General features: G+C 31.2%; 20 protein-coding genes. 18 read left to right on the top strand and 2 right to left on the bottom strand.

Translation table 11 applies throughout. The features are described 5' to 3' along the window. The 9 genes from SPJ17_RS05990 to SPJ17_RS06030 form a co-directional block, all read left to right on the top strand. Window positions 1–484, top strand: a 484-nt coding sequence (locus SPJ17_RS05990; protein WP_321093557.1) for a hypothetical protein, incomplete at its 5' end; no start/stop codon positions are given. Between the two features lie 266 nt (window positions 485–750). Then, the gene (locus tag SPJ17_RS05995) at window positions 751–1,257 is read left to right on the top strand and encodes a hypothetical protein (protein WP_321093559.1); all 507 of its coding nucleotides are present in this window, start codon (window positions 751–753) and stop codon (window positions 1,255–1,257) included. Window positions 1,258–1,315: 58 nt separating this feature from the next. Continuing rightward, window positions 1,316–2,140 (top strand): Cof-type HAD-IIB family hydrolase, encoded by an 825-nt coding sequence (locus tag SPJ17_RS06000; protein ID WP_321093561.1) that lies wholly within the window; start codon window positions 1,316–1,318, stop codon window positions 2,138–2,140. Between the two features lie 109 nt (window positions 2,141–2,249). Next, window positions 2,250–2,768, top strand: coding sequence for a GNAT family N-acetyltransferase (locus tag SPJ17_RS06005; protein ID WP_321093566.1), 519 nt, complete (start codon window positions 2,250–2,252; stop codon window positions 2,766–2,768). Window positions 2,769–2,981: 213 nt separating this feature from the next. Then, window positions 2,982–3,287, top strand: coding sequence for a hypothetical protein (locus SPJ17_RS06010; RefSeq protein ID WP_321093568.1), 306 nt, complete (start codon window positions 2,982–2,984; stop codon window positions 3,285–3,287). Between the two features lie 459 nt (window positions 3,288–3,746). Further along, window positions 3,747–5,054: an RNA-binding domain-containing protein gene (locus SPJ17_RS06015; protein WP_321093570.1), complete on the top strand. Its 1,308-nt coding sequence runs from the start codon at window positions 3,747–3,749 to the stop codon at window positions 5,052–5,054. Window positions 5,055–5,324: 270 nt separating this feature from the next. Next, on the top strand, window positions 5,325–5,657 hold the full coding sequence (locus SPJ17_RS06020) for a hypothetical protein (protein WP_321093572.1): 333 nt from the start codon (window positions 5,325–5,327) through the stop codon (window positions 5,655–5,657). 35 nt (window positions 5,658–5,692) lie between these two features. Continuing rightward, a complete protein-coding gene (locus SPJ17_RS06025) occupies window positions 5,693–6,859 on the top strand; it encodes an iron-containing alcohol dehydrogenase (protein ID WP_321093574.1) in 1,167 nt (388 codons plus the stop codon). A 163-nt stretch (window positions 6,860–7,022) separates the two neighbouring features. Next, window positions 7,023–7,430 (top strand): HAD-IA family hydrolase, encoded by a 408-nt coding sequence (locus SPJ17_RS06030; RefSeq protein ID WP_321093577.1) that lies wholly within the window; start codon window positions 7,023–7,025, stop codon window positions 7,428–7,430. Window positions 7,431–7,461: 31 nt separating this feature from the next. On the opposite strand, the gene SPJ17_RS06035 is transcribed toward SPJ17_RS06030, so the two are convergent. Together SPJ17_RS06035 and SPJ17_RS06040 are read right to left on the bottom strand one after the other, a co-directional pair. Beyond that, window positions 7,462–8,361, bottom strand: a complete 900-nt coding sequence (locus tag SPJ17_RS06035; RefSeq protein ID WP_321093580.1) for a sugar phosphate nucleotidyltransferase — start codon at window positions 8,359–8,361, stop codon at window positions 7,462–7,464. A 155-nt stretch (window positions 8,362–8,516) separates the two neighbouring features. Next, entirely contained in the window at window positions 8,517–9,554 is a 1,038-nt protein-coding gene (locus SPJ17_RS06040; RefSeq protein ID WP_321093608.1) for a trypsin-like peptidase domain-containing protein, read from the bottom strand. A gap of 195 nt (window positions 9,555–9,749) precedes the next feature. On the opposite strand from SPJ17_RS06040, the gene SPJ17_RS06045 reads away from it, so the two are divergent. The 9 genes from SPJ17_RS06045 to hisIE all read left to right on the top strand — a co-directional run bounded on the left by SPJ17_RS06045 (window position 9,750) and on the right by hisIE (window position 17,366). Next, on the top strand, window positions 9,750–10,946 hold the full coding sequence (locus SPJ17_RS06045; RefSeq protein WP_321093584.1) for an ATP phosphoribosyltransferase regulatory subunit: 1,197 nt from the start codon (window positions 9,750–9,752) through the stop codon (window positions 10,944–10,946). Beyond that, window positions 10,940–11,566: an ATP phosphoribosyltransferase gene (gene hisG / locus SPJ17_RS06050; protein ID WP_321093586.1), complete on the top strand. Its 627-nt coding sequence runs from the start codon at window positions 10,940–10,942 to the stop codon at window positions 11,564–11,566. Before SPJ17_RS06045 ends, hisG begins: the two co-directional genes overlap by 7 nt. Window positions 11,567–11,568: 2 nt before the next feature. Then, entirely contained in the window at window positions 11,569–12,855 is a 1,287-nt protein-coding gene (hisD, locus tag SPJ17_RS06055; protein WP_321093589.1) for a histidinol dehydrogenase, read from the top strand. A 1-nt stretch (window position 12,856) separates the two neighbouring features. After that, window positions 12,857–13,873: a histidinol-phosphate transaminase gene (hisC, locus tag SPJ17_RS06060; RefSeq protein ID WP_321093592.1), complete on the top strand. Its 1,017-nt coding sequence runs from the start codon at window positions 12,857–12,859 to the stop codon at window positions 13,871–13,873. Continuing rightward, window positions 13,870–14,454, top strand: coding sequence for an imidazoleglycerol-phosphate dehydratase HisB (gene hisB / locus SPJ17_RS06065; protein ID WP_321093594.1), 585 nt, complete (start codon window positions 13,870–13,872; stop codon window positions 14,452–14,454). The genes hisC and hisB overlap by 4 nt, the downstream gene beginning before the upstream one ends. Then, window positions 14,454–15,068: an imidazole glycerol phosphate synthase subunit HisH gene (gene hisH / locus SPJ17_RS06070; protein ID WP_321093596.1), complete on the top strand. Its 615-nt coding sequence runs from the start codon at window positions 14,454–14,456 to the stop codon at window positions 15,066–15,068. Before hisB ends, hisH begins: the two co-directional genes overlap by 1 nt. Then, the gene (gene hisA / locus SPJ17_RS06075; RefSeq protein ID WP_321093600.1) at window positions 15,065–15,778 is read left to right on the top strand and encodes a 1-(5-phosphoribosyl)-5-[(5-phosphoribosylamino)methylideneamino]imidazole-4-carboxamide isomerase; all 714 of its coding nucleotides are present in this window, start codon (window positions 15,065–15,067) and stop codon (window positions 15,776–15,778) included. The genes hisH and hisA overlap by 4 nt, the downstream gene beginning before the upstream one ends. A 188-nt stretch (window positions 15,779–15,966) precedes the next feature. Further along, the gene (gene hisF / locus SPJ17_RS06080) at window positions 15,967–16,722 is read left to right on the top strand and encodes an imidazole glycerol phosphate synthase subunit HisF (protein WP_321093603.1); all 756 of its coding nucleotides are present in this window, start codon (window positions 15,967–15,969) and stop codon (window positions 16,720–16,722) included. Then, complete coding sequence (hisIE, locus tag SPJ17_RS06085) at window positions 16,719–17,366, top strand: bifunctional phosphoribosyl-AMP cyclohydrolase/phosphoribosyl-ATP diphosphatase HisIE (RefSeq protein ID WP_321093606.1); 648 nt, start codon at window positions 16,719–16,721, stop codon at window positions 17,364–17,366. Before hisF ends, hisIE begins: the two co-directional genes overlap by 4 nt. Window positions 17,367–17,552 lie beyond the last annotated feature (186 nt).

Consider the following 17,552-nt stretch of genomic DNA (forward strand, 5'->3'; position numbering starts at 1 on the left):
ATATTATTTTTGTCATCTTTTAAAGCACTATGAGGAATATGGTATTGGCTTTAGAAATTTTATAGATTTATACTTATTCTTAAAGAATAATGATTTAGATTATGAATACATTCATAAGATATATAAAATGACTAGCTTTTATGACGATTGTATTTATTTAGAAGAATATATAAAAGATTTATTCACAGAAAAAGAAGAATATAAAGAATTCACTAATAAACTATTACATGATAAAACCTATGGCTCGATGTACCAAATGATGGAAAGGGAGCTTAAGCATGACTCAACGATAAAATGGTTCTTCAAAAAAGTATTCCCTAATATAGCTTATATGAAGAATAGATATTCTATATTAAGACATAAAATGGGCTATATATTATTACCATTCTTATATATTCATCATTGGTTTTATTATGGAGTAGTAAAGCTAAAATATTCTATTAAAAAATATAAATTCGCAAAAAGTGTAAAGAAAGAAGAATGAGAAAAATCGAACAAATCCAAAAACAAACGCTCGAAATCTCTATTATATTGATAATCTTTACTATCATTTTGACAGAAAAATAGCAATCAAACTCTTGTAATTAGTTTATAGAGGGTTTACAATATGTGTTGAAAAACGAGAAATTTCCTTTTTCTTTAGGCGAAAGTTATGCTATTTAGAAAGGAAAAGACATGGATGAGCCATGTCTTTTTCTTTACCCTTTAAATTTTATATAAAATTTATTATAATTGTCATTGAGGTATATTATGTTAAATTTCAAATTAAAAGATCCATATACTATTTTATATAAGGAAGAACAAGAAATTAAGCTTCTAAGAGATGAGGATGGTGTATTAAATATGATTACACCCAATAATCAAGAGGAGCTAAATAGAGATATAAGAGATTACTTTTTAAAAAATCCCTTCGCGAGATTACTTGAAAATCTATCTAGAAGAGATATATCTATAGCTAATATAATTACAATGTATCATTTCTTATCGAATGTAAATAGGAATTATGATATCCTTAATGAGCAATTTAGAATTAATAAGGATAAAGATTATAAGGCTATACTTGCAGTAAGACAAAAGGATGGAATATCTATCGATAAGGAGCATATGAAGCTTTTATGGTATCAAGGAGAAGATATTAAGCCATCCGATTGTAATTTGGTTTTAGAATCGAATTACAAAAAGTGGTGTGAGGGTTTTACTTATATGGCCATACCATTAAAAAGCTCTTTAGATTTCTTAACAGAAATCAATAAATAATAAACCACATTTATAAAAATAATATAATTTATAAAAAATATTTATAGGAGGGAATGTTTTGAGTAAATATTTAGCATTATCGGATTTAGATGATACCCTACTTACATGGGATAAAAAAATTACAGAGGAAACCAAAGAATTCCTACATGAATTTGTAAAAAGAGGAAATGTATTTTCCTTTTGCACAGGTAGATCCTATCTAGGTACAAAGAAATTTTATGATTTATTAGATTTAAATATACCTATGGTAACGGATAATGGATGTGCCATATATAATTTAGATGGTAAAACAAAATTCTTTGAAATACCACTTGAGGTATTTAAAGAATTTTTGGATAGGATATATGATTCCTTATCCCATATGTATACGATTACTGGCCATGGTTATGCCTATAGTAAGAATTTATCCTTTGTACCCGATTGGATTATTCATAATGAGGATGGATCCTTACATATAGAAGAATGTATGGCAAAGGATATGGAATATCCACCTTTAATTTCAAATCTTTGGGTATATGAAGATAAAATAGAGGAATTAAAATCTATTTTAGAGGAATATAAGGATGAAATCTTCTATAGAGATTGGGGATTATATTATAATGAAAGTTTAGATATGAATCTATATTCTATAGAAATACATTCAAGCCATGCCTCAAAAGGCAATGCTTTAAGGTATTTAAAGAATTATTATCATATTGATGATGATAAAACGATGTCCTTTGGAGATCAATTAAATGATATTTCTATGATAAAAGAAGCGAATTATGGTGTTGCGATGATCAATGCGGTTGGTGAGCTTAAAAGCCATACAAAATATGTAACGGATTATGATTTTAATAATAATGGTGTCATAGAATTTATTAAAAAGCATAATTTATATTAATCCTTAAACATTTTCGTAGAAAAAATCTTAAGTAAATATTCGATAAACTCTTTAATTTTTTCGAAAATTTTAGTAAAATAATATCAAATGTTTTCAAGGTGGTGGAGTTATGATTAAGCATATTAAGTTAAATCAAGATAATTTAGCGTTTGCAATAGAGGTACAAAATGAAATTTTCCCCTATGAGGATGCAACTAAAGAATATACAGATATGGTAAATGGACAATCGGATGCTAATTTTTTCTTAGTATATAATGGAGATGACTGCATTGGTGTATCTGGTTTAAAGCATTATGGTATTGATGTTGAGGATGGCTTCTTAGGCTGGTTTGGTATTTTACCTAAATACAGAAGATTAGGTCTTGGCAGTGAGGCATTAAGATTATTAGATGAAACTGCAAGAGATTTAGGCTTTAGAAGAATGAGAGTTATCTTCAATACAGAAAAAGGCTTTGAAGGGGCGAAAACCTTCCTTAAGGTTAATGGATATACTGCAGAACCCTACCAATGCCCTAAGGATAGAATCAGTCTATCTGGTAATTATGCAATTCTATCTAGATCCTTATATAACGAGCCTATTGAGCCATGGAATAATCGTAATTTACATCTAACAGAAGCTAATAAATAAAATATTGAATTTTATCTAAAAAATAATACATGTTTAAAATATAATTCGATTACAGTAATATATGAGTTGACAATTTCGAATAATCATTGTAATTTAAGTATGAAAAGTTGTTTTTCTTTTCAAAAAGAAAAAATAGGTAAACCGGTAAAGAGGCTGTGAAAAAACCTAGGTTTTGAAAATTTGTTCATTACCTAGGTTAACAGCCTTTTTATTTTGTATATTTATATTTATCATCTGAATATATTAGATAATACATTAATTGTTAAAATACCATATAATGAATTGGTATTGGAATCTAACGATACAAACCAGAATGTCCCTCACGATGTCCCTCACGATGTCCCTCACGGTGATTTAGCTATTATCATTGAGTTCATAAGAAAAAATCCTAAAATAACTAGAGAAGAAATGGCTATAGCGATTAATAAAACTACAAAGACTGTTCAAAGTATAATCAATAAATGTGAATATATAGAATATGTCGGATCTGGTGATAAAGGTCATTGGGTAATTAAGTAAAAAAATAATTAAATAAACTTGAGAGTGCCACAAAGATATAATTTCATATTGGTGCTCTTTTTTATATAATGGTGAAAGCAATAAGTTGATTTGTTTTATATGAAAAAATACGCAATTAGACAAGAGGCATAGTTTTGCCACTTTGACGGTTGTTCAATTGCTCTACTGACCAAAAAAATAATAAGTCTATCTTATAAATTGCATAATTTAGCCAATCTTTCGGTTTTCGTTATATGAATCAGGAGATTCAAATGGTTTAGAGTGTTTCGCAACTGGTCTACCGACCCCAAAAATGATAAGTCGACTAGTTTAATAATCAAAAAATGATATTTACAATTAAGATTTATAGTTACTTATTATATTGTGTAATTTGCTTCACAATAAAAACAGAAAAATATTGTGAAAAACAACTTCACAATTGTTACAATAATGTGTATAATGTAATTGAAGGTGATTGAATTGATTAATTTGGGAAAAGAAAATGAACAAATTGAATATAAGAAAAGTACTGGTGAGCTTGATGATGCTATGAAATCAATTTCTGCAATCCTCAATAAGCATGGTAAAGGTAAAATTTTGTTTGGAGTAAAACCAAATGGTGATGTAATAGGGCAGCAAATATCAGAGAGTACATTAAGAGATATATCGAGAAAAATATCAGAAGATATAAAGCCTGTAATATATCCGAGCATTTACGAAATAGAAAATATGCCCGGAGTGATAGAAGTAGATTTTATTGGCAATGATAAACCATATTCAGCTAAAGGAAGATTTTATATAAGAGTATATGATGAGGATAAGTCAATTGATATAAAAGAATTATTGAATATTATTAATCATAGTGATTCAAGCAATTCTTTATGGGAAAAACTTGAATCAGATGAAGATATAGCAGATGTTGATGAGTTGTTATTAAGATCTTATATAAAAAAAGCAAACAAGTGTGGAAGAATAAAAGAAGAATATGATAATAAAGAATCAGTTTTAAGAAAACTTGGGCTTATTACTAATAATAAGCTTAATAATGCAGGTAAATTACTATTTTCTAAAAATAAACCATTAACATTAAAATTAGCGGTATTTAAAACAGATGAAAAATTATCATTTATTGATATAAATAGATTTGAAGGTAACATTTTTGAATTAAACAAAAAAGGTCAAGAATATATTAAAGAACATATTAATTATTCTGCAGTAATTGAAGGATCTAAAAGAATTGAGAAACCTGAAATTCCAGAAGAGGTAATTAGAGAATCTGTATTAAATAGTTTATGTCATTCATCTTTTGATACAACTATTAATAACGAAATATATATTACTCCGACAAAGGTTGTAATATTTAATCCTGGTACTTTCCCATCTGGATATGAGCCAAAAGATTTTGCATACAATGGTGTAGAATCGATTCTTAGAAATCCATTAATTTCAAAAATATTATATTATTCCAATGATATAGATAGCTGGGCTACAGGTTTTAGAAGAATTTTTAATTTGTGTGAAAAAGAGAATGTCAAATATTCATATATAAAAAAGAATCAAGGATTTGAAATGTGTTTTTTTAGAGCAAATACGAATGAAAAAACATCAGACGAAAATATAATAATAGAGTCTATTAAAAATGATGGTTCAATTACAACAACTGAACTATCTAATCTTTTAGGCAAATCAAGGAAAACAATTCAAAATATAATAAATAATTTGAAGGAGCAGGGGAAAATAGAAAGAATTGGCTCAAATAAAACAGGCTACTGGAAAATAAAAGAATAAATGAATTATTTATAGCAAATTTATTTTTTAAAGACTTTTGGTGGGAGAATATTGGTATACCCGTTGAGAGTGCTACTCTTTTAGTCAAACAATGATTTTCAAAACAAATCTACTACGATAAATCTTGTTGTGTGTAAAAAAGCGGTTAGATGTCAGAAATAGGAATTCACCGCTTAAAATAGTAAAAGTAAGAGTTAGTTCTGATTATTTAATTTTCTTGAAGAAAGATTGGATTTATTATAAAATAATAACGAAATGAGGAAAAGATAAATGAAATTAGATATAAACGCATTTAACACTGTTGTAAGAGAGCCAAAATATGAAGGCTATGACACTTATTTAATTGATGATGATAAGCAAATGATCGATTATCATATTTATTTACTTATTGTTGAATCTGGTAATGTTGCTGCCATCATTTGTGAAAAGCTTCCTGTTAAGGAAGGATCAACTGAGAATTATGAAATTTATGAATTTAATGGCAATAAGCTTTTAGAGCATAAGATTGTAAGAATTAAGCCATTAGACAAGAATTCAGCGAAATTCAAGAAGATGGTTGATAATTACGTAAACCATAAATATACCTTTGCAACACAAAAATAAATCCTGTTCTACAGGATTTTTTCAAAGGAGGAATCATGAGCAATATATATTATGCACCAACGAAATTACTATTCGATTATGATATAAAAAATATTGGCAATCTGTTAGAAGAATATGGCTATAAAAAAATATTAGTTATCTATGGTAAGGGCTCTATTAAAAAAACAGGAGTATATGATATCGTTATAAATTCCTTAAAGGAAAAGAATTTTATTTTTTTTGAAGAAGGTGGAATAGAAGCTAATCCCAAGGTGGAATTTGTTAGAAATGTTTTAGCTAAAAAGTATGATATTGATTTTATATTGGCTATCGGTGGAGGATCTGTAATCGATACTGCTAAAAGTATTTCTGTATCCTATAAAACGAATATTGATCCATGGGAATTCAACGCGAAAAGAGAAATACCTAAAACGAGTCTTGCGATTGGTGTTATTTTAACGATTGCTGCAGCAGGATCTGAAATGAGTAATTCCTGTGTCCTTTCAAATCCAAAATTAAAGATGAAAAATGGCTTCAATTCGGATTTGGTAAGACCAAAATTTGCCATAATGAATCCTGAATTAACCTATTCCTTGCCAAAATACCAAATGGCTTGTGGTATTGTAGATATAATGATGCATACCATAGAGCGCTTTATTACTCCATATGAATCGGATTTAGCAGATAATTTCTCTATAGGTTTATTAAAATGTGTCTATAAGAATGGCTTAATTGCCTATAATGATCCTAAAAATTATAAAGCAAGAAGAGAAATTATGCTTGCATCAAGCTTTTCTCATAATGGACTTATGGAGCTTGCACGACCAATGTGCTTTCGCTGCCACCAATTTGAGCATGTCCTATCTGCAGTGCATGATGAAATTGCCCATGGGGCAGGACTTGCTGTATGCTTTCCTGCATACGCAAAATATATTTATAAGAAAAGCCCAATAGCTTTGAATCGCCTCTTAAGATTAGCCTATGAGGTATTTGATGTAAAACCATCTATAGATAAAGAGAAGGATTGTCTTTTAGGTATAGATAAATTTGTTGAATTCCTTAAGAATTTAAACATGCCAACCAAGATGGCAGATTTAGGTATAGATAAATCTGAACTTGAAGATTTATCCTTAAGAGTATCTTGGAATAAAACAAGAGTTATAGAGGATGTTATTCCACTTACCTATAAGGAAATGAGGGAAATCTATGAGCTCATGTTCTAAGGTATTATTCTTATTTGATTTTTATGGCGTATTATCTAGTGAAATCGCACCAAAATGGTTTTCGAATCATATTAAGGATGAAGAGGAAGCAAGCATTTAAAAAAATAAATATTTTGAGCCTGCGGATTTAGGAATATATACATTTAAAGAAACGATAGACCGAATGGCTCATGATTTAGGATATAATTCTATAGATATATTAGAGGAAATGAAATCCTATGCAAAATTAAATATAGAATTATTCAATAAAATTCTAGAATTAAAAAAGAAGAATAAAGTAGGCTTATTATCGAATGCGGCTATAGGTATATTTGATCTATTATTTCCTGATTTAGATTTTCATGTCTATTTTGATAAAGCCTTTGTTTCTTGTGATTATAAAATAAAAAAGCCAGATTTAAAATTTTATAATCTAGCTATAGATCAATTTCATGAAGATTTTGATGAAATCTATTTTATTGACGATAATATTTCGAATATTGAAGTATTAAAGAATACGAAAATAAAAGGAATATTATATAATAATAATAATAATGAAGAATTATTTCGTTTATTAAATAAATATATATAAAATATGGGCTACATTCCGTAGCCCAATTCTTTTACCATAAGCCCTTTTTATATTTACCTAGATCCATTAATTTCTTAATCGATTCTACAACAGATGGCTTATCCTCCTTATAGGTAATACCATACCATACAGCAGGAGATGGAACAATTTTTACAGTGACCTCACCATCATTGATTAAATCAGATACAACGGTAGGTAATAAATATTCACACTTAAGTAGATTATCCTTATTTTCGTCTAAGAATTTTGGAAATCTATCCCACATATAATCCATAATAGATTTTGAAAAGCAGAACATATTCATAGATACTAAAGTATCTTTACTAATTTCAAATGGCTTTTTCGCTAAATCTAGTGGAGTTGCAATGATTTTACCGTCAACCTTCTCGATTGAGGATTCCTCAATATGTGTAAGCAAGGAATTCTTATCCATATTTAATACACCACGCTTAACAGATCCATTCTCTGTCATGGTATTTGTAACTAAATAGGCAACATTACCATAGGACCTATCGCTTGCAGATTCTCTTAAGAATTTTGCTGCAGCAAAGAAGGATTCCTTACCATAAAAATCATCTGCATTAATAATTGCAAATTTATCACTAATAAAATCTCTTGCAGCTAAGATAGCCTGTGCTGTACCTAAAGGCTTTACTCTTTCCTCTGGCATTTTATATCCATCAGGTAGCAAAGAAAGCTTTTGGAAAGCATATTCTACCTTAATTTTATCTTCAACCCTTTTTCCTATTGTATCTTTAAATATTTGATAGTTTTCTTCCTTAATAATGAATACAACCTTATCAAATCCAGCTTCAATTGCATCATAAATTGAATAATCAATAATGAAATTGCCATATTCATCAATAGGTTCAATTTGTTTTAACCCACCAAATCTTGAACCCATACCAGCAGCTAGTATTACTAATTCCATATTTTTTAACACCTCATTTCGTAACACCATTATAACGGATTCTATACGAAAAGTCAAAAATTTTAGGATTTCTAGTCAATTTCTATTCTTTTTGTAGAACAAAAGTGACTTTTCATGAATAAAATATCCCACTACGATGTAGCGGGAATTTCTTTTTAAAAGATATTCAAATATTTATTTACAAATTCCCTAGCACGGCTAGATGGAATGGAATAGGAATATTTGAATGTATCAGTATCCTTATCTACAGCACTTGCAAAATTGATACCAATTAAATTTAAATTGGAATCTAATAATGCACCACCAGAAGAACCAGATTCAATTGGTGCTGAATTTAAATACACACTGAAGTTTACATTACTTTTCTCTAAAGTAGAGGGATCTGGAGTAAATACCTTAGTACCTAAGATATACCCTAAGGATAGTGTATTCGATAATCCTTCTGGTTCACCCATCGCAAAGACTAATTCGTTAGTATAGGCATCATAATCGGCAAGGCTTATAACCTCTAAATCTTCTTCCTTCCTAAACTTAATGATGGCTAAATCATAAGTATTATCCTTAGCTATAATGTTGAAGTCATATTCCTTTTCAAACGCATCCTCAAGCTTTAAGGATTGATAGGCAGTATTCGTATAGACGACATGATGATTCGTTAAAGCATAATAATATGTGCTATCGGAATAGAAGATGACACCACTACCTAGGGATGTTGAAACATCCGTCATCGAAGCTAAAGGTCCAAAGCCTTGCTTATTGTAATTTGTAATCTCAATTCTTACATTGGCTTTAATACATTTTGTAGATGCAAGATTCGTTAGGGAAACTAAATCTGTATCCCATTTTGCATAAAGAGTAGTATCGGTATTTACAGGCTTAGAAAAATCAAATAAATCCTTATAATCTAAATCCGTATACCAGCCACCAAAGGTTGAGCATATTTTATTTGGAGTATCTGGTTCTAATATTTTATTTTGTGCAGTTGTAGTTGATTGATAGGTATAGCCATTATTACATACATAGGTTACCTTATAGGATCCCTTTGTTTCAGGGGAAGGTACACTATAATCCTCTGTAGTGTTTATACTTATGCTCGGATTTGGATTGACCTCCTCTGGAGCAAGTAAGCTTATACTACATGAGGATAATGTAAAAATAGAAGAAATAAGTGCTATACCTAGCATTATTTTCATGTTTTTCAATTCTCTCACTTCCTGAATTGTATTATATCATAAAGAATTATCAAAAAATATAGAATATTATGTGAAATTAAATGCATTCGAAAGCGTTTTAATGCTGTATTAAAGGACAAATCCAATAGATTTTGTAGAATTTTCTTTTTAGCTATGCTAAACTATTAAAAATATTTTTTTTATGGAGATGAACACATGAAAAATTATAAGTTGCATGTTTCTGAAGGATTTAAGGACACCTACGGAAACGAAATGTTAGTCAAAAAGGAAATAGAGGCTAGAGTACTAAATGTATTTGAGTCCTACGGCTATGAACTTATAAAAACTCCAACCTTAGAATATATTGATGTATATTCCTTAGATGGAATGCAAAAGCCAGACCTTTATAACCTTATCAATCGTCAAGGAGAGGTATTAGCGCTATGTAACGATATGACTGCGTCTATCGCAAGATTCGTTTGCTCGAATAATTCTTTAGCTTTAGGTGCGAAGAAGTATTGCTATATTGCAGATACCTTCCGTTACCCAAGATTATACCAAGGAAAGAACCATCAGTTCTTACAGGCTGGTGTCGAATTCATTGGTGCAAAAGGACTTGAGGCAGATATTGCCACCATCGCTTTAGCTTATGAGACTATGCGACATTGCAACGTATGTGATTTCACCATCCATCTAGGATCTTCATCCTTCCTAAGCCAATTATTTAAGGATTTTGGAATTGAAGAAGAAAGTAGAAAGGAAATTTATTCCTTAATTGATTCAAAGGATTATGTAACCCTAAGAGGATTATTATCCAAAACATTAAATGAGGATAAAGCATCCTTTCTTATTGATTTAATGCTAAAGGGTGGAAGATTAAAATATCTAGAAAATCTAATTAAGGAATTAGATGGAATGTCATCCTTAAATGAATTATTATATTTAAAGGATTTATATAACCAATTAAATGCATTAGGAATTTCAAATATTATTTTTGACTTCTCTATTTATTCTTATGCAGAATACTATACCGGTATTATCTTTAGTTTCTATGTTGAAGGAGCAAAGAAGAGTGTCATTAGTGGTGGTAGATGTGATAAGCTATTTATGCATTATGGTAAGGATTTAGAGGATATTGGATTCGGTTTAGATATTGATGTTTTAGCAAGCTATTGTCTTTCAAATCATTTAATTGATGTTACTCATAAGAAATATCTATCCATTTCGGATAAAGAATCCTTTATTTTAGAGCATAAAGAAAACATACACTTAAGAGAAAAGGGGTTTATTGTTTCTGAGGTTAAATTTGAATCTATAGAACTAGCCTTAGATTACGCAAAGGAAAATGGCTTTGATGCCGTTATCGAATATAAAAATTTGGAATCAAAGCTATGGGAGGTAGAAAAATGTTAACCTTCGCATTATCGAAAGGAAGACTTGCAGATAAGATTTTTAAAATGCTAAAGGAATTGAACCTTTGTGATATTAAAATCTTAGACGACGATAGAAGATTAATCATCGAGCAAGGTAATTTTAGATTCTTTTTAGCTAAACCATCTGATGTACCTACATTCGTAGATAATGGAGTTGCAGACTTAGGCGTTGTTGGTAAGGATACCATTATTGAAGAAAAAAGAGATATTGCTGAGCTACTAGATTTAGGCTTTGGAAAATGTCGTATGTGTGTATGTGCACCTAAGGAAGATGGGGATAAATATAAAAATATAGTCAATTTAAGAGTGGCAACAAAATATCCAAATATTGCGAAAGCTTATTTTGATTCTATGGGACAAAATACAACGATTATTAAATTAAATGGTAGTGTGGAGCTTGCTCCTATTACTGGATTATCCGATTGTATTGTAGATATTGTTGAATCTGGTAGAACATTAAAAGAAAATGGATTAGAGGATGTTACAACGATTCATGACCTATCTGCAAGATTAGTTGCTAATCCTGCATCACTTAAAACAAAATATGATGAAATTTCTTCTGTAGTAGAGGGATTTAGAACACTTTTAAAGGAGAAATAAAAATGATAGAGATTATTAGAGAAAAGAAGGATATTGAAGAATACTTCAATGTCTTAAAGAAAAGAGGAGCCGTCAATTCTGGTGATTTTTCGAATGCTGTAAAGGATATTGTAGCCAATGTTTCATCAAATGGTGATAAGGCATTAGAGGAATATACAAAGAAATTTGATGATCCTAATTTTAAAATTGAAGATATAGAAATATCTAAGGAAGCTCAAAGGCTTGCCTTTGAATCCTTAGATACAAAATTAAAGAATGTATTACTTAAAAGTAAGGATAGAATTTATAGCTATCATATGCACCAAAAAAGAGAAACCTGGGAATATGAGGATTCCATTGGTGCGAAGCTTGGGCAAAAGATTACACCTCTTAAAAGAGTTGGTGTATATGTACCAGGCGGTAAAGCGGCCTATCCATCTAGTGTATTAATGAATGTACTTCCAGCAAAGGTTGCAGGAGTAGAAGAAATCATTATGGTTACACCATCTCCAAAGGGTTATATTAATCCTTTAGTTCTTGCTGCAGCATATGTATGTGAGGTAGATCACCTATATAAGGTTGGTGGGGCACAAGCGATTGCGGCTCTTGCTTATGGAACAAATTCTATTCCAAGAGTAGATAAAATCGTAGGACCTGGGAATATCTTTGTTGCTTTAGCAAAAAGAGAGGTTTATGGTCTTGTTGGAATTGATTCCATTGCAGGACCATCTGAAATTGCCATTATTGCAGATAAAACATGTAAGACAAAATATGTTGCTGCAGACCTTTTAGGTCAAGCAGAGCATGATGAGCAAGCCTCATCTACTCTATTTATTACCGATTATGATAAGGCTGTTGAAATTAAGAAGCAATTAATTGAATATTATAAGGATTCCCCAAGAAAGAATATCTTAAGTGAATCCTTAACGAATTGTTCTAAGATTATTGTTGTCGATTCTATTGATGAGGCAATCACCTATACGAATAGACTTGCTCCAGAGCATTTAGAGCTTGCACTTGATGATGCAAGAAGCATTGTTGGAAAAATCGATAATGCAGGTGCCATCTTCATTGGACACTATGCAGCTGAGGCACTAGGAGATTATATGGCAGGACCTAACCATGTATTACCTACTGTAGGTACAGCTAGATTTTTCTCTCCTCTTGGGGTAGATGATTTCATCAAGAAATCCTCTTTAATTGAATTTTCAAAGGATGCATGTCAAAAATTAATCGATGATGTCGATACATTCGCAGAGGCTGAGGGCTTAGGTATGCATGCGTTGAGTGCTAGAGTAAGAGGAGAATAATATGAAATATATGAAAAAGAGCTTTAGCTCTATGAAGCCATATCATTCTGAGCTTATTTTAGATGGTATTATTCTAAATGCGAATGAATCCCCAGTAGAGCCTCCTAAAAAGGTTGTTGAAGAAATAAAAAATGCTCTATCCGCTATTGAATTTAATCGTTATCCAGATATGGATGAAAAGGAGCTTAATTTAGCTATTGCAAAGCACTATGGTATCTGTAAAGAAAATGTAACTGTAGGTGTTGGTTCTGATGAATTACTAGATGTAATGTTCAGGGCTACCCTTGAGGTTGGTGATACTGTACTTGGCTTTTCTCCATCATTTTCTATGTATCAGGTATTTACTGAGCTTGTTGGCGCGAAATATATCCCTATCTATGGAGATGAAAATTATATTTTCCATGTAGAAGATATGATTGAGGCTATAAAGGAATATACTCCTAAGCTTGTTTTAATTTGTTCACCAAATAATCCAACAGGACAGTATTTAAATGAGAGGGATGTAAGAAGAATCATTGAATCCACTCATGCACTTGTTGCATTAGATTTAGCCTATATTGATTTTGCAATAGAGGACTATACAAAAATCGCATTAGAATATGACAATGTCATATCCTTTAAAACTTTTTCAAAGGCTTTAGCCTTACCTTCTATAAGATTAGGCTATGCTATATCGAATAAGGATAATATTGATATGCTAAATGCGATTAAAGCCCCATATAGTGTAACAACATTTACACAGCTTGCGGGTATTGTTGCTATTTCAAATTTTGATTTATATAAGGATCAAATTGATTCCATCAAGGAAGAAAGAGAAAGAATTTATCATACATTGAAGGATTTAGGCTATAAGGTATATCCATCTGAGGCAAATTTCTTATATGTTTTAATGGATGATAGTAAAAATGATGCATTACTAGAAAATAAAATCTATATACGTAAATTTAGAAGTGGAGTATATAGAATTACCATTGGTAAAAAAGAAGAAAATGATAAGCTTTTGGAGGTCTTAAAATGAGAAATGCAAGTGTAGAAAGAAAAACAAAAGAAACCGATATAAAGCTTACCCTTGAGCTTGATGGAGAGGGTAAGGCTATAATTGATAGTGGTATTGGATTTTTTGATCATATGCTAAATACCTTAGCTAAGCATGGAGGCTTTAACCTAGAATTTAAATGTCGAGGTGATCTAAATGTTGATTGCCACCATACCGTAGAGGATTCAGGTATTGCCTTAGGTGATGCATTCAATAAAGCCCTAGCCTCTAAGGATGGTATTGCACGCTACCAAAGCTTCGTTATGCCTATGGATGATGCATTAGTACTTTGTGCAGTAGATTTATGCGGTAGACCATATTTTGAATCTAATGCGAAATTTGATACGGTAAAATGTGGTGACTTTGAAACAGAAACTGCAAATGAATTCTTTAGATCCTTTTCAGATAATGCCAAAATAAATCTACATTTTGTCATTTTAAGAGGAGAAAATGCACATCATATCATAGAGGCTATGTTTAAATCTTTGGCAAAATGTTTAAGAGATGCAATTAAAATTAATGGTGATATAAAGGGTAGCTTATCTACAAAAGGAGTTATCTAATGATTGCAATTATGAATTATGGAATAGGAAATCTAGGAAGCGTTAAAAACGCCCTAGATTTCTTAGGCTTTGATGCAAAAATTACATCAGACCCTAATGAAATACTTTCTGCAGATAAGGTGATTCTACCTGGCGTTGGTGCATTTTCCATCGCTATGGATACCTTTAAATCCTATGGATTTGTTGAGGTGGTAGATAAGCTAATGGAGAAGAATACTCCTATTTTAGGTATTTGCGTTGGTATGCAAATGCTATTTCAAGAATCTGAAGAATATGGTATTCATAAGGGACTTGGCTTACTTCAGGGTAGAATTATTAAATTCAACCAAAAGGTAGATAATATTACCTATAAAATACCACAAATGGGTTGGAATCAAATCCACGTTGTAAAGGAGAATCCTTTACTTTATGGATTAGATTTAAAGGATGTATATTTTGTACATTCCTACCATTTATCTAACCCAAATTTAGATGATGTAATTGCTTATACTGAATATGCCGGTACTACCTATGGTAGTGCTGTAAGAAAGGGTAATCTTTATGGATGCCAATTCCACCCTGAAAAATCAGGTGAGGTTGGACTTCAAATTCTAAAGAATTTCTGTACACTATGAAACTATATCCTGCAATAGATTTACATGATGGACAAGCAGTCCGTCTATATAAAGGAGATTACAACCAGGTTACAGGCTATGGAGATCCTGTAGAGCAAGCCTTAAAATGGAAGAATATGGGTGCAACGTTCCTCCATTTAGTAGATTTAGATGGTGCTAAGGCTGGTCATTCTCTAAATTTAGATGCTGTAAAAAGAATCATTAATGAGGTAAAAATCGATTGTGAGCTTGGTGGGGGAATAAGATCTATCGCTCAAATTGATGAAATCCTATCCATCGGTGTAAAAAGAGTTATTTTAGGCTCTATTGCCCTAAATTTAGATTTTGTAAAGGAAGCTGTAGCAAAATTTGGTAGTGAAAAAATCGTCATTGGTATCGATTGTAAAAATATGAAGGTATCAACCCATGGGTGGTTAGATACAACCGATATGGATGCAATTCAATTTGCGAACCAATTAAAGAAGATTGGTATTCAAACGATTATCTTCACGGATATAGCTAAGGATGGTACCCTAGAGGGTATTAATGTAGCTCAAACAAAGAAAATGATCGATGAAACAGGCTTAGATATTATTGCCTCTGGTGGCGCAAAATCCCTAAATGATATTAAAAACGCTAAAGAAATTGGCGCATATGGTATCATACTAGGTAAATCTATCTATTCTGGTGCAATAAATTTAGAAGAAGCAATACAATTATTCGAAGAATAATTCCATTGGATGAAACATCGGTTTCATCCTTTTCAATTTCTAGCATTTATTCTCTATCATCTACATGAAAATAATAAATTAAAAAACAAATAAACTAAACAGAAAACTATGTTTTATCTAATAGATAACTTGAAAAAGCCTATCTTTGTTGCTATAATCTACTTAAGTTTTTTTAGGTGGAGATTATTATGCTAACAAAAAGAATTATACCTTGCTTAGATATTAAAGAAGGTAGAGTAGTAAAGGGTGTAAATTTCATAAATTTAAAGGATGCTGGAGACCCAACAGAAATTGCAGATGGATATTCTAAGCTTGGGGCAGATGAGATTGTATTCTTAGATATAACTGCTTCCTATGAAAAAAGAGGAATCATCCTAGATGTGGTGAAAAAAACTGCCAAAAAGGTATTTATTCCACTTACCGTAGGTGGTGGAATTAGAACATTAGAGGATATTTCAAATATCTTAAATGCTGGAGCCGATAAGGTTTCCTTAAATTCTTCTGCAGTAACGAATAAGGATCTTATCAAAGAAGGCGCTAAAAAATATGGTAACCAGTGTATTGTTGTTGCAATAGACGCTAAATGGAATGGAGAATTTTATGAGGTTTATATCCATGGTGGAAGAACTGCAACTGGACTTGAAGCAGTTTCCTGGGCAAAGGAAGTAGAATCCTTGGGTGCTGGTGAAATCCTACTTACCTCGATGGATGCAGATGGCACAAAGAAGGGCTATGAGCTTAAGCTTACTCGCTTAGTTTCTGAATCTGTAAACATTCCAGTTATCGCATCTGGTGGAGCAGGGTCTATGGAGGATTTCTATTTAGCCTTTAGTGAAGGACATGCGGATGCAGCACTAGCTGCAAGCTTATTCCATTACAAGGAGCTTGAAATTATGGATTTAAAGAAATATTTAAAGAATAAAGGAGTCAACGTAAGACTATGACAAAAAAAGAGATTTTAGAGGCAGTAAAATTTGATGAAAATGGCCTTGTATGCTGTGTTATTCAGGATTATCATGCAAAAAAGGTAAGAATGGTTGCCTATATGAACAAGGAAGCTTTAGAGAAAACTCTAAATACGAAGCAAATGACCTATTGGTCTAGATCTAGACAATCCCTATGGGTTAAGGGTGAAACCTCAGGATATTTCCAATATATGAAGGGATTATCGATTGATTGTGATGGGGATGCTCTATTATTCCAAGTAGAACAGGTAGGGGGTATTTCATGCCATACTGGTCATGCAACCTGCTTCTATAGAGATTTAGAAGAGGATATTGATGTATTAGTAAATCGTTCTAAGGTTCAAAAATCTGATATTGAACTATTTAATTTAGAGGCTACCATCAAGGATAGAATCGAAAATCCAGTAGAAGGCTCGTACACAAATTATCTAATCGAAAAGGGTGAAAATAAAATCCTTAAGAAGGTTGGAGAAGAAGCAACAGAGGCGGTCATTGCATGTAAGGATGGAGATAAAACTCAAATCGTTGGTGAGATTGCCGATTTAATCTATCATTTATCTGTAGAAATGGGTGTAAAGGACATTTCTTGGAGTGATGTATTTGAAGAATTAAAGAAAAGATAAGCGCAAAAAATGCGCTTTTTTTCGTTTATTTCATTCAAACTTTCGGTTTGTAAATTGTGGTCTATATCATAATAGATATAAAAGTAGTAATTTATAAAAGAATGTATTGATAGATTATTTAATGGAAACTCAAAAATCGTTGTTTAATTTTGTGTTTCCCCAAAATTAAATATGAACGCATAACTG

The sequence above is a fragment of the Anaeroplasma sp. genome, assembly GCF_034179385.1.
Lineage (GTDB): Bacteria > Bacillota_I > Bacilli_A > Acholeplasmatales > Anaeroplasmataceae > Anaeroplasma.